The sequence below is a fragment of the uncultured Erythrobacter sp. genome, assembly GCF_947492365.1.
Lineage (GTDB): Bacteria > Pseudomonadota > Alphaproteobacteria > Sphingomonadales > Sphingomonadaceae > Erythrobacter.
Map to the genome: position 1 here is coordinate 497,034 of NZ_CANLMB010000002.1, position 14,006 is coordinate 511,039.

The 14,006-nt window shown below is 61.3% G+C and carries 9 protein-coding genes; 6 read left to right on the plus strand and 3 right to left on the minus strand.

What is annotated here, in order from left to right; genetic code table 11:
- Window positions 1–56: 56 nt before the first annotated feature.
- Window positions 57–3,203 (minus strand): bifunctional proline dehydrogenase/L-glutamate gamma-semialdehyde dehydrogenase PutA, encoded by a 3,147-nt coding sequence (gene putA, locus Q0887_RS13695; protein ID WP_299196336.1) that lies wholly within the window; start codon window positions 3,201–3,203, stop codon window positions 57–59.
- Window positions 3,204–3,356: 153 nt separating this feature from the next.
- On the opposite strand from putA, the gene Q0887_RS13700 reads away from it, so the two are divergent.
- Window positions 3,357–3,650, plus strand: coding sequence for a YciI family protein (locus Q0887_RS13700; RefSeq protein WP_299196338.1), 294 nt, complete (start codon window positions 3,357–3,359; stop codon window positions 3,648–3,650).
- A gap of 274 nt (window positions 3,651–3,924) precedes the next feature.
- Here the strand turns inward: Q0887_RS13700 and mtnP are convergent, their stop codons facing one another.
- Window positions 3,925–4,791 carry an S-methyl-5'-thioadenosine phosphorylase gene (gene mtnP, locus Q0887_RS13705; RefSeq protein WP_299196340.1) on the minus strand — a complete coding sequence of 289 codons (867 nt, stop codon included), beginning with the start codon at window positions 4,789–4,791 and terminating at the stop codon, window positions 3,925–3,927.
- Between the two features lie 95 nt (window positions 4,792–4,886).
- The gene (locus Q0887_RS13710; protein WP_299196342.1) at window positions 4,887–5,591 is read right to left on the minus strand and encodes a glutathione S-transferase family protein; all 705 of its coding nucleotides are present in this window, start codon (window positions 5,589–5,591) and stop codon (window positions 4,887–4,889) included.
- Window positions 5,592–5,783: 192 nt separating this feature from the next.
- Here Q0887_RS13710 and Q0887_RS13715 point away from each other — a divergent pair, with 192 nt between their 5' ends.
- From Q0887_RS13715 to Q0887_RS13735, 5 genes are all read left to right on the plus strand, one after another.
- Entirely contained in the window at window positions 5,784–7,211 is a 1,428-nt protein-coding gene (locus Q0887_RS13715) for an aldehyde dehydrogenase family protein (protein WP_299196344.1), read from the plus strand.
- Window positions 7,212–7,482: 271 nt separating this feature from the next.
- Window positions 7,483–8,826 (plus strand): phosphotransferase family protein, encoded by a 1,344-nt coding sequence (locus Q0887_RS13720; RefSeq protein WP_299196347.1) that lies wholly within the window; start codon window positions 7,483–7,485, stop codon window positions 8,824–8,826.
- A 131-nt stretch (window positions 8,827–8,957) separates the two neighbouring features.
- Window positions 8,958–10,244, plus strand: a complete 1,287-nt coding sequence (locus Q0887_RS13725) for an acyl-CoA dehydrogenase family protein (protein WP_299196348.1) — start codon at window positions 8,958–8,960, stop codon at window positions 10,242–10,244.
- Complete coding sequence (locus Q0887_RS13730) at window positions 10,241–10,645, plus strand: hypothetical protein (RefSeq protein WP_299196351.1); 405 nt, start codon at window positions 10,241–10,243, stop codon at window positions 10,643–10,645. Before Q0887_RS13725 ends, Q0887_RS13730 begins: the two co-directional genes overlap by 4 nt.
- 50 nt (window positions 10,646–10,695) lie before the next feature.
- Window positions 10,696–14,001, plus strand: a complete 3,306-nt coding sequence (locus tag Q0887_RS13735; RefSeq protein ID WP_299196353.1) for an amidohydrolase family protein — start codon at window positions 10,696–10,698, stop codon at window positions 13,999–14,001.
- Window positions 14,002–14,006: the final 5 nt, after the last annotated feature.

A 14,006-nucleotide genomic window follows, 5' to 3' on the forward strand; every position in this document is an offset into this window, starting at 1 on the left:
CGCCTTTAGCTATCGCGCAACTGTGAGGCGTTTCAAGTCCGTATAAGGGTCATGTCTCACAGGCTGGCCAGCAGGCTCGCATTGCCGCCCGCCGCAGTTGTATCGATGCAGGTCACCCTCTCGGTCGCAAAGCGCGCGAGGTAATGCGGTCCGCCCGCCTTTGGGCCGGTGCCCGAAAGGCCCTCGCCGCCAAAGGGCTGGCTTTCGACGATCGCGCCGATCTGGTTGCGGTTGACGTAGAAATTACCAACCCGCGCGCGCGACTGGACAAAGCGCCGCGTTGCCTCGATCCGGCTATGGAGACCGAGTGTTAGGCCGTAGCCGGTGGCGTTGATCTCATCCACGACTTGCCCCAGCTCATCGGATTCGAAGCGCGCGACATGCAGGATCGGGCCGAAATTCTCGCGCTTCAGGTCGAGGATCGAGTCAATCTCCATGATCGTCGGTGCAACGAAACACCCCTTGCTGGTGAAATCGGCCAGCTCGCGCCGCCAGACCGTGTGGCCCGAGGCCTCGCGCCGGGCGACGTGGCGTTCGAGCGCAGCCTGCGCATCGGGGTCGATCACAGGACCGACATCGGTGGCAAGGTCAGCCGGATCGCCGATATGAAGCGCCTCGAAACCCCCGCGGATCATCTCCAACATTTCGTCTGCGACATCATCTTGCAGATAAAGAACGCGCAGGGCCGAACAGCGCTGGCCGGCGCTCTGGAACGCGCTGGCGAGCACGTCGCGCACCACCTGTTCCGGCAGCGCGGAGCTGTCGACGATCATTGCGTTCTGCCCGCCGGTTTCCGCGATCAAAGTCGCAATCGGTCCATCGCGTCCGGCCAGCGTGCGGTTGATCGCCTGCGCGGTCTCGGTCGAGCCAGTGAAGGCGACGCCCGCCAGCCTTGGGTCTGCGGTTATCATCTGCCCGACATCGCCTGCGCCGGGGAGCAATTGTAGCGCTTCGGGCGGAATGCCTGCTTCATGGCACAGTTTGACTGCCAGCGCTGCGATCAGCGGGGTCTGCTCAGCAGGCTTGGCGATAACCGAATTGCCCGCCGCGAGCGCGGCCGACGCCATTCCAGTGAAAATCGCTAAAGGGAAATTCCACGGGGAGATGGTCGCAAACACGCCGCGCCCATGCATTCTGAGCGTATTCTCTTCCCCGGTCGGACCGGGCAGGTGGACCGGCGTTTCGAACTGGCGGCGCGCTTCGCTTGCATAATAGCGCAGGAAATCGACCGCCTCACGCAATTCGGCCACGCCGTCGAGCAAGGTCTTGCCTGCTTCGCGTTGGCACAGGACAAGAAACTCGTCGGTATGCGCCTCGAACAGATCGGCGGCTTCCTCAAGCAGGACGGCGCGCTTTTCACCTCCAAGCGCGTCCCATCCGGGCTGGATCGCGGCGGCGCGAGCGAAGGCGTCATCGACTTCCTCCTGCGTCGCATCGCGGCGTGTGCCCACTTCGGTTGTGAGGTCATGCGGCATGGTGATCGGCGCAATCTCGCCCGGTTCCTCGCCCGGGAATGTTGGCTCCGCGCGCCATTGCAATTCGGCCAGACCGGCCAACCGCTCTTGGAGCGGAGCCAGCACCAGTGGGTCAGACAGATCGACCCCGGCGCTGTTGAGGCGCTCTCCCAATATGTCGCACGGTAAGGGGATCGCGGGATTGCGACGCTCCTCAAGCGCTTCCAGCTCGGCAATCGGATCGCCGACCAGCTCCTCGGCGGGCACTTCGGCATCGCCCATGCGGTTGACGAAGCTGGTGTTTGCTCCGTTTTCGAGAAGGCGGCGCACGAGATAGGCGAGCAGTTCTTTATGCCCGCCCACAGGTGCGTAAATGCGCACCGGCGTCGCGTTCTCGCCTTCGAGGTTGCGCAAGGTTTCGAACACCTCCTCGCCCATGCCGTGGAGGCGCTGGAATTCGAACGGACGGCCCTGAGCCAACTGCTTCACCACCGCGACTGTGTAGGCGTTGTGGGTGGCAAAAGCGGGGCGGATGATGTCGTCATGCTCAAACAGGCGCGAGGCGCAGGCGAGGTACGAGACATCGGTGGCGATCTTGCGGGTGAAGACCGGATAATCGTCATAGCCACCAACTTGGCTGAGCTTTACCTCGGTGTCCCAATAGGCGCCCTTGACCAGCCGCACGAACAGCTTGCGATTGTGCCTGCGGGCAAGCTTGGCCACCCAATCGCACAGCGGCACGCCGCGCTTCTGATAGGCTTGCAGCGCGAGGCCGAAGCCTTCCCAGCGCGAACCATCAGCGCGGGTGAACAGCTCGTCATCGCTGACCAAGGTCTCAATAATGTCGAGGCTGACTTCGAGCCGCTCGGCCTCTTCTGCATCGATGGTGAAGTGGATGTCGGCGTCGCGCGCCTTGAGCGCAAGCGCCTTCACAATCGGAACGATTTCGGCGTGTGCCTGCTCGGCGTGGAAATGGGTGTATTTGGGGTGAAGCGCAGACAGCTTCACCGAAATACCGGGCGAGGGACCAACACCTCCCGAAGCCTCGCGTGTCAGCCGCTCGATTGCGCCATCGTAAGCCTGACGATAGCGGTCGGCATCGGCGTAGGTCATCGCGGCTTCGCCGAGCATGTCGAACGAATGCGTCAGGCCTTTCGCGCGTTCAGGCTTTGCGCGTTTGAGCGCCTCGTCGATAGTACGCCCGAACACGAACTGCCCGCCCAGAATGCGCATGGCCTGCAAGGTTGCCTTGCGAATCACCGGCTCGCCCAGTCGGTTCATCGTGCGTTTGAGAGTGCCGCCCATACCGCGCTGGTGCTCTTCGGGGCGCTCAAGCACTTCGCCGGTCAGCATTAGAGAAAATGTCGCGGCATTGACGAAGGTCGAGGAGCTTTCGCCCAGATGCTCGCCCCATTCGATTTCGCCGATCTTGTCGCGGATCAGCGCGTCTGCCGTCTCGTCATCGGGCACGCGCAGCAGCGCCTCTGCCAGACACATCAGCGCGATGCCCTCTTCGGTGTCGAGCCCGTATTGCTGCAAGAAGGCGTCGATCCCGCTCGCCTTGTGACTGCGCGCACCCTCGATCAATTCAATTGCGAGCTGTGCCGCCGCTTCGCTTACCTTGCGCGCAGGCGCTGCCTGTTCCAGCCTCTGCGCAACACAAGCCTCCTCTTCGGCGCGATAGGCGCGGCGCAATTCGCTGCGGTCGAGGAAGTTGGCCGTATTGGCCGGCAGGCTTGGGTGGGTCACTTCGCAGATAGGCCTTTCGCTGAGGGTCGCCCTGAGTCGGGCGCAATTGAGGCGATTTGGACCGGTCGCGCCTCTCAATCAAGCAAAGTCGTAACATCGGAAACCATTTTGATCGTGCTTGATCACAGCACCTGCTGTGATAACCCAGCCGTCATGGCTCTTTTCTGCTTCTATTGCCGCGACGGTGAGAACAATGACAAGCTGCGCGAAGTGCATTTGGAGGCGCAGCGCGAGTGGATGGCGCAGCACGAAGAGAATTACCGCGCTGCCGGTCCGCTGACCAATGCCAAGGGCGAATTTGTCGGCTCTCTGTTGATCATCGAGGCCGAGGATGAAGCGGCCGCGCGCGCGACAGTGAACGATGATCCCTATCTGGTGGGCGGCGTGTGGCAGTCGATCCGGGTGGACAAGTTCGAGCCGGTCAAAGGGCGCTGGAAGGATCGTTAATCGAGCAGTCGGAAGCTGCCCGCCGTATATCGAAAAATAGCGGGACGTTCAGGCGGACTATCATCGGGGAGTGTCTCTCCGAACGAAGCAAAGTAACAATCATAGAAGCCCATCACTTCGTCCTTCCAGCAGTGTACCATGATCCCAAACTCAGGGGATGGATTACCATGTTCATCCACCCAAGGGATGCAAACGCGCGTGCCGGGAGCGATGAAGCGATCGCCATTCTCAATGCTTGACGTTAGTAGATCGGACCTATCTGGGGGTTGCCTCGTCACCCCAATACCCGCCCCGCCACCGCATCAAGCTTCGCCATCATTTCCGGATCCTGCTCCTCGGGTGCGGTGATAACCGCGTCATCGAGCGCTTTGTCGATCGGAGAGGCCTTGCGGGTTTTCGGCAGGGACTCAATGAACTTGACCACCGCCTCGCGCGCGAGTTGACTGTTTTCCTGCATCTGCGCGACGACTTGCGCGACGTTGACTTCCTCACCGTCCCGCCAGCAATCATAGTCGGTGACCATGCCCATCAGCGCATAGGGTAGCTCGGCCTCGCGGGCGAGCTTGGCTTCTGGCATACCGGTCATGCCGATTATATCCGCGCCCCATTGGCGGTACATGCGGCTTTCTGCGCGGGTGGAGAATTGCGGTCCCTCCATCGCCAGATAGGTCGCGCCGGTCGCGACCTTGCCCTTACAGGCAGTGACCGCCTTTGCAGCCATTTCGGACAGGCGCGGGCAGGTCGGGTCCGCCATCGAAACATGGGTGACAAAGCCGCTGGAATAAAAGGTCGAGGCCCGGTGCGCGGTGTGATCAATGAACTGATCGGCTAGCACGAAGCGTCCCGGCTCAAGCTCTTCGCGTAGTGATCCCACAGCGGAGATTGCCAGAATATCAGTGCAGCCAGCCCGCTTGAGTGCGTCCACATTCGCGCGCGAGTTGAGGTCGGTCGGCGAGATCGGATGCCCGCGCCCGTGCCGCGGCAGAAAACGCACTTTTACATTGCCGATACGACCGAACAGAATCTCGTCAGACGGATCACCCCAGGGCGTGTCGATCAGCAGCCACTGCTCATCGTCGAGCCCCTCTATATTGTAGAGGCCCGATCCGCCGATAATTCCGATGCACCATTCTTTGGCCATGCGTGGCGACCATGCTCCGCTAATGTCTTATTGCAGGAGGCTTTACGTGCCTGACCCGCGCTCTGCAACGCTAGCTACGATGCGAAACTTAACCATCAGGAAATAACGGCGCGATCCGGCATGGCTTTGCGCACAATGGCCTCGGCCTTGGCATAGGGGGCGGCGATAGAGGGCCGCTCGGCCATGCGAGCATAATGCGCGGCCAGTGCGGGATAATCGTCCAGTGGCGTTTCTGCGACCAGAGCAATTTGCATCATCACGCAGGCGATCGAAATGTCTGCAATCGAGACCGCTTCTTCGGCGCAGAATGTTTTTCCCGACAGTTCGGCATCGAGAAAGGCGAGCATTGGCGGAATGGCAGTCGCCCAGGTCTCGCGCGCTTTGGCGATATCGGGTTCTTTGCCCTGCGTGATTGAGAAGAAGATCGGGCGGAAAATGCCCAAACCCCCGCTCGCCGCGAGCGTGGTGTCGACATATTCTTCGATCATCAGCGCGCGGCCATGGGCAAAGGCATCGCGGCAATAAAGCGCGGGCTCGGGATGTTTGCGCTCCAAATAGGCGCAGATGGCCGAACTGTCGGCGATGGTGCCGGCGACGCCATCTGCTGCAATCGAGCGGTCACGCATCACCGGAATGCGCTTCATCGGCGAGATGTCGCGGAACCATTGCGGAGGATCGAAGACATTGACCGGCTCGACCTCGAAAGGAATGTCCTTTTCAATGCAAACCGCCGCGGCCTTGCGCACAAAAGGCGAAAGGGGGCTGCCATAGATGACGATGTCGGCTGCTTCTTCGGACATATTCGGGGAACTCCTGTTTGACGCCTTGATAGGGCGCGGATCGTTTGGGGCAACTGATTTGGCGCAAGTACTAGGCGCCTGATGCTGCCCGATGCTCTAGGTTGCAAATTGCAATCGCAATTGATTTTTCTGCGCAAAGGTCCAACTTGAAGGCCAAGAAAAATCATCGTTTGGATTCGAAAGAGGATTATCATGGTCACCCAGTACAAGAACCTTATCAACGGCGAGATGGTTGGCACCGACGAATGGCTCGACGTGGTCAACCCGGCAAACGAAGAGGTTGTGGGGCAAGTGCCATCCTGCGGCGCGGGCGATCTTGACCGGGCAGTGGCTGCGGCGCGTGCGGCATTCAAGACCTGGAAAAAGACCTCATTCGAAGAGCGTCAGGCAGCCTGCATGGCGATCTCGGGCGCGATCAAGGAAAATGCTGACGAGCTTTACCGCTTGCTGACTACCGAACAGGGCAAGCCGCACGAACAGGCCAAGGGCGAAATCTACGGCGCGGCTGGCATGTCGGCGGCGCAGGCTACGCTGAAACTCGAAGATGTCGTCAACGAAGACAGCGATGCTCGTCTGTCGCGCACTCGCCGCGTGCCGGTGGGTGTTGTTGGCGGAATCGTTCCATGGAACTTCCCCGTCATGATGGCGGTTCAGAAGATCGTTCCGGCGTTGATGAGCGGCTGCACCATTGTGCTCAAGCCTTCGCCCTTCACTCCGCTGACCACGCTTCGCATCGCCGAGCTGATCGCGGACAAGGTCCCGGCGGGTACGGTGAACATCATCACCGGCGAAGATTCGCTCGGGCCGCTGATTACCGCGCACCCTGATATCGACAAGATCACCTTCACCGGATCGACCGCGACGGGCAAGAAAATCATGGAGGGCGCCAGCAACGACCTCAAACGCATCACGCTCGAACTGGGCGGCAATGATGCCTCGATCGTTATGCCCGACGCTGACCCCAAGAAAGTGGCCGAGCAATTGTTCTGGTCCAGCTTTTCCAATGCCGGCCAAATCTGCGTCGCGGCGAAACGCATCTACATCCACGAAGACATCTATGACGAGCTGAGCGCGGCGCTTGCCGAATATGCCAAGACCGTTGTTGTTGGCGATGGCGCCCAGCAGGGCACCGGCGTGGGGCCGATCCAGAACAAGAAGCAGTATGACCGCGTGCTTGAGCTGATCCAGGACGCCAAAGACAATGGCTACAAATTCCTGACCGGCGGCGACAAAGATCCGTCCGGCACTGGCTATTACGTGCCGATCACGATCCTCGATAACCCGCCCGAAGACGCGCGGATTGTTGCTGAGGAGCAGTTCGGCCCAGTTATGCCGCTGATGAAATTCTCGACCGAGGAAGAAGTCATCCAGCGCGCCAATGCCAGCGAATATGGCCTCGCCGGAGCAGTCTGGACCGGCAACCCGGACAAAGGCGTCGAGATTGCCGAGCAACTCGAAACCGGAACCGTGTGGATCAACGAGTATCTGCACCTGTCGCCCTTCACCCCGTTTGGCGGGCATAAACAGTCGGGCTTTGGTGCGGAATATGGCCTCGATGGGCTCAAGGAATTCACCTATCCGCAGGTCATCACGGTCAAGAAAGACAACGTGCCGGCTTGATCCAGTCCGACCAAATCCCCCGAGTCGCAGCGTGACGCTGCGGGCATTTGGGGGGTTTAGTTGATAAAGCACATGCGTGGGCCCGGGCTTCCATAGGGAGGGCCGTGTCGGTGCGGGTCGATTCACTTTGCAAAGAGCCGATGCGAACTTAACATCCTGGCTTCATGTAGGAAAACCAGCGGTATAATGGCGCGCTAAAGGGGAGAGGCCGCATGCCCGATCATGGGAGCATCGCAACGTCCTTGCTAGATGAGGCGCGGAGGTCGGGCCTGTGATCGACGCAAACGAGCTTCTCGAAGGACTGGCCAAGACCTGCGCCCGTGCTGGAATGGAGCCGCCGCGCACGCCCCAAAGGCTGACCGGCGGTGCGACCATGGAAAGCTGGCACTTCCGCTCGGGCGATAGCGCATTCGTCCTGCGCCGCGCGCCCAGCCTCGAATTTATGGAAGGCCGCCCCTACGGCCACGATGTCGAGGCCGCGGTGATCCGCGCCGCGCACGCCGCCGGTGTCACCGCACCCGAAGTTGTGGCGGAACTGGTGCCCGACGACGGCATTGGTAGCGGCTTTGTCATGCGCGCTCTGTCCGGCACGCCCAATCCCAAAGAGATTTTGGCGATGGAGGACGCGGACGCCTTGCTGCGCGAGGCCGCGCGCGACCTCGCCCGCATCCACTCAGTCCCGCGTGAGGCCGTGCCCGAGGCCGTGCCGGTGATGGACTACCGGCAGGCTATCGCCGATCTGCGCGCGCAGTTCGAGGAGGCAGGCGGCGACCGCCCGATCATCGCGCTGGGCCTCAAATGGATGGAGGACAATTGTCCCGATCCTTGCGAGCCGGTGCTCAATCACGGCGATTACCGGATGGGCAATCTGCTCGCCGAGCCGGGCAAACTCACAGGCGTGCTCGATTGGGAACTGGCGCATTTCGGCGACCGGCACGAGGACTTGGCCTTTGGCTGCATGGCGGTGTGGCGCTTTGCCCGATACGACCGGCCCGCGCTGGGGCTGGGGTCGCTGGAGGATTATTTTGCCGCCTATGAGGCCGAGGCCGGTGTGAGCGTCGATCGCGACCGCTTCCGCTACTGGCTGGTGCACCGGACGGTATGGTGGGCGCTGGGTTGCCTCAAATGCGCCAAGGTGTGGCGCGATGGATCGGACCGGATGCTCGAACGCGTGGTCATCTCAAGGCGGACCAGCGAGCAGGAATTGGACCTGCTGATGCTGCTGGAGGAGGATGCGCCTGAGGAGGAACGCGAAGCATCATGCTATTTGGAAGAGACACAAGACAACCCCGGTGAGGCCATGAACGGCGAACTGGCTCAAGCTGTTTTGGAGTGGCTGGAAACCATCAAACCATTGATGAAGGGGCACGACCGTTTCCAACATGCCGTTGCCCGCAATGCTTTGAAGATGATCAGGCGAGATGAGGTTTATTGGACAAACCCGCTTGATTGGGAAAAGTCTAAGGCGATTCTTGCGGGGGAGATCACCTTGAACGTGCCCTTGGAACTGATGGAATTGCGTCAAAATGCTATCGAAAAGTGTGCGGCGGACTCCCCCAAATACCCGGCCCTTACATTAGCGAAAAAGCGATGGATCCTTCAGGAGGATGAATGAACATCGGCCCGACTTTGACCAGGCTTGCCGCGCCAGCGGTAAGCCCGCGCCCGCCCACCCCATGGTGGGCGCGTTCCGCACCCACCTGGGCAGGCGCTCCGAACCGTTCCAAGAAGACCGGAGACAACTAAATGGACTTCGCAATTCCCGCCGACCTGCAAGCCTATTTGGCCGAACTCGACGCCTTCATAGAAGCCGAGATCAAACCGCTCGAACAGCAGGACGACAATATCCGATTCTTCGACCACCGCCGCGAATATGCGCGCACTGATTTCGAGGCGGGCGGGTTGCCTCGCCCCGAATGGGAGGCGCTTTTGCGCGAGGCCACTGCGCGCTCGGACAAGGCCGGCCACTGGCGTTTCTCCGCGCCCAAGAAATATGGCGGCAAGGACGGCTCGAACCTCTGGATGGCGGTGATCCGCGAGCACTTTGCGCGGCAAGGTTTGGGCCTGCAAAATGACCTGCAAAACGAACACAGCATCGTCGGCAACTTCCCTTTCGTCGCGATGTTCGATCAATGGGGCACCGAGGATCAGAAGCATGAATTCATCACCGGCGGCTTTGAACGTAAGCGCCGGGTCGCCTTTGGCCTGACCGAACCCGATCACGGCTCTGACGCGACCCATATGGAGACGACCGCAGTGCGCGAGAGCCGCGACGGAGTCGATGGCTGGCTGATCAACGGCGAGAAGATGTGGATCACCGGCATGCATGTCGCCACGCATTGCGCGATGTTCTGCCGCACCGATGGCAAGGCCGGAGACGCGAGCGGGATCACCTGCTTCCTCGTCCCGAACCCGACCGAGGGCCTCACAATCGAGGAGTGGATGTGGACCTTCAACATGCCCACCGATCACCCGCGCCTTTCGGTGAAAGATGTGTGGGTGCCCGACAGCGCGATGCTGGGCGTCGAGGGACGCGGGCTGGCGCTCGCGCAAAGCTTCGTCCACCAGAACCGCATCAGGCAGGCGGCCAGCTCATGCGGCGCAGCGCAATTCTGCGTCGATGAGAGCGTGCGCTATGCGCGCACCCGCAAGCCCTTCGGCCAAGAGCTGTCGCGCAATCAGGCGATCCAGTTCCCGCTGGTGGAGCTGGCGACGCAGTGCGAGATGCTGCGCCTGCTGATCTTCAAGACCGCGTGGGAGATGGACAACATGCCGCATGAGGAGATCGAGCGGACGATCTCTGACAAGGTGAGCATGTGCAATTACTGGGCGAACCGGCTGGTCTGCGAAGCCGCCGACCGCGCGATGCAGGTCCATGGCGGCATCGGCTATTCGCGGCACAAGCCCTTCGAACACATCTACCGCCACCACCGCCGCTATCGTATCACCGAAGGCAGCGAGGAAATCCAGATGCGCAAAGTGGGGGCGTATCTGTTCGGCTATCTGGGGCCGAAACGAGGGATGTTTGGGTGAGTAGGCAGTTGCGATCAAATTTCGTTGTCGCAATTCTCATTGCTTTGGTTGCAGGCATCGTCTCAATCACAGCAAGTGACACTGAGAAAGAAAGGGTTTTTCAGGGAGTCTGGGTCGATGGATTTGAGATTGCCGCTTTCTTTGAGGGGGCATCTGCCACGGACATCCCTACACTACAGATGCCTTCCGACGGTTGGTTGACTTTCGATGAGGGGCAGTGGCCTTCTGAAGCCAGATCACCAAACTTGCCCAACTGGAATGAAACTGCATTCTTCGAAATTTCGTTCGTTGGCCAAAAAAAAGTCGGACGAGCGGGTCATATGGACCAGTATTTGGCAGAATTTACCGTCGAACGCCTCATTTCGATTGACCGAGTCGAGCCCGAAGACACTCGCCCCTAGCAATATTCTTTCGCGCCGCTAGTCTCCCGTTCCAATACAGGGAGAGACTCATGCGCCGCATCGCACGCACATTGACCGCCACACTTCTCGCAGGTTCCATGCTGGGAGCGCCTTCGCTGGCACTCGCGCAGGATGAGGACGAGGGCTGGGACGTCGAGGCTCCGCGCGGGGCGACAATCGAGCAGGTGCCGATCCAGACCGACGAAGCCACCTGGATGGATGTCGATGTCTCGCCTGACGGACGCATGATCGCCTTCACGGTGCTGGGTGATATCTACACCATGCCGATCGGCGGCGGCACGCCGAGACGGATTGCCGAGGGGCTGGCTTGGGAAGTGCAGCCGCGCTTTTCCCCCGATGGCAGCCGCATCGCCTTCACTTCGGATCGCGGGGGCGGCGACAATATCTGGGTGATGAATGTCGATGGCTCAGACAAGCGGCAAGTGACCGATGAGAGCTTCCGCCTGATGAACCAGCCCAGCTGGTCGCCCGATGGCCGCTTCATCATCGCCAAGAAGCACTTCACCACCCAGCGCTCTGCCGGGACTGGCGAGATCTGGATGTATCACGTCTCTGGCGGCGGCGGCGTCGCGATTGTCGAACGCGCGAATGAGAGCCAGCAAAAGGAGCTGGGCGAGCCGGTTTTCTCTCCCGATGGAGAGGCGATCTACTACACCCGCAACACGACGCCGGGGAACACCTTCATCTACGCGCAGGACAGCCAGACCGGCATCTTTGCGATTGAGCGGCATGATCTGGAAACCGGCGAAGTTACGACTGCGGTTGACGGCTTTGGCGGGGCGGTGCGCCCGACCCCTTCGCCTGACGGGACCGAGATCGCCTTTGTGCGCCGCTATCAGGACACCTCGCAGCTGTGGGTCAAGGACATCGCCAGCGGGCGCGAGCGGATGATTTACGACGCGCTCGATCTCGATCTGCAAGAGACCTGGGCGGTTTACGGGGTCTATCCGAATATGGACTGGACGCCGGACGGCCGCTCGATCGTGTTCTGGGCGGGCGGCAAGCTCAACCGGATCGACCGCGACGGGTCGAACTTCGCGCAAATCCTCTTTGCCATCGACGACACACGCGGCGTGGCCGATGCGCCGCATCCCGAAATCGAAGTCTCGCCCGACCGTTTTGTCACCACAATGCCGCGTTTCGCGCAGCTTTCGCCTGACGGGTCGCGGGTGGTGTTTGAGAGCCTTGGACGGCTCTACACCAAAAGCGCGCGCGGCCGTGACGGTGCGCGTCCGCTGACGGGCGCGAGCGGCGTGGTCGAAGCCTTCCCGGCATTCAGCCGCGATGGTTCGCAAATCGCCTATGTCGAATGGACCGACGAGAATTTGGGGCGGATCATCGTTGCAGGCGCGGACGGGCAGAACCCGCGTGTCATCACCAGCGAGCCGGGCCATTATGCCGATCTCGTCTGGTCGCCCGATGGCCAGCATATCGCCTATGAAAAGCGCTCTGGCGGCTTCCTCACATCGTCGGATTATTCGGAGAATACCGGCATCTACATGGCTCCGGTTTCCGGCGGAGAAGCGATGCGGGTCAGCCGCTCGGGCTCCAACCCGCAATTCGGCGCGGATGCATCCCGCATCTTCATGACCGCCAGCGAAGGCGACGGGCTTGCGCTCGTCTCAACCGATCTCGACGGCGAAGACCGGCGGGTGATCGTCAAGGGCGATCTCGCCAATGATTTCCGCGTTGCGCCGGACGGGCAAACGGTTGCCTTCCGCCAGAATTACGAAGTCTTCGCCATGCCGCTGATCCCCGGCGGCACCACGGTGAGCGTGAGCGAAAGCGGCGGCGCATTGCCGGTCACCAAAGTCTCCGAAGGCGGGGCGGACTATATCGGCTGGGCGCGCGGCGGAGAGACGGTTTACTGGTCCATCGGCGCGCAATTGCTGAGCGCCAATGTGTCCGATTTCTTCGCCAACGCGCCGGCTGGCGATGATGACGATGAGGATGACGGCTACAGCCCGCCCGACAGCGGTATCTCGATTGCGATCACGGTCGATGCGGCCAAGCCGGAGGGGACGACTGTCATCACCGGCGCGCGCATTCTCACCATGGCGGCAGGGCTTGATGCGACCGATGCGGGCGTAATCGAGAACGGCGTGATCGTGATCGAAGGCGACCGGATCGCGGCCATCGGCGCGTCGGGCGAAGTCGATATTCCAGGCGGCGCGACCATGATCGACGCAAGCGGGCAGACCATCATGCCCGGCCTCGTCGATGCCCACGCGCACGGCCCCTACGGCATTGGCGACTTCATCCCGCAGCAGAACTGGACGCTGGTTCAGGATCTCGCCATGGGTGTGACCACGATCCACAACCCGTCCAGCGATGCGAGCGTGGTCTTTGCCGCGGCAGAGCGCCAGCGCGCTGGCATGATGCTGGGCCCGCGTATCTTCTCGACCGGAGAGATCATTTACGGCGCGAAAGCTCCGAGCGTCTATGCCCGGATCGACAGCTACGAAGACGCGCTCGCCCATGTCCGGCGCATCCGTGCGCAGGGCGGTATCTCGGTCAAGAACTACAACCAGCCGCGCCGCGAGCAGCGCCAGATGGTTGCCCGCGCCGCTGCGGAGGAAAACATGCTGGTGGTGGCCGAAGGCGGTTCGCTGTTCGGCATGGATATGAACCTGATCGCGGACGGCAATTCGACCATCGAGCACAATGTGCCCGGCGATGTGTTCTACGAGGACGTGCTGCAATTCTTTAGCCAGTCCAACTCGAATTACACGCCGACGCTCAACGTCACCTATGGCGGTCTCGCAGGCGATCCCTATTGGCGCCAAGCGACCAATGTGTGGGAGAATCCGCTGATGATCCACACCCCGCCGCGCGCGCTGCTCGCACAGACCGGCAGGCGCACGACCGCGCCCGACTGGGCCTTCGTCGATGACAATGCCGCGCGTGAGGCACACAAGCTCGCGCAGCGCGGTGTGCTTGTGTCCATCGGCGCGCATGGTCAGCAATCGGGCGTCGATGCGCATTGGGAGCTGTGGAGCTTTGCTCGCGGCGGAATGAGCCCGGTCGAGGCTCTGCGCGCAGGCACGATTGCGCCTGCACAATCGCTTGGCATGGCGGATGACATCGGATCGCTGGAAGTCGGCAAGCTCGCCGATCTGGTAATCCTCAGCGCCGATCCCAGCGAGGATATCGCAAACTCTGACGACATCGTGCAGGTGATGCTGGGCGGGCGACTATATGATGCGCTGACCATGAACGAGGTCGCGACCGGCACCACCGAGCGCCGCACCTATTGGTGGGAGTCCACCGGTGCTGGCGGATCAGAAGCCGCCGCTCATGCAGCGGGCGTCCACGCCGACGGAGACTCGAACTAGTCCCA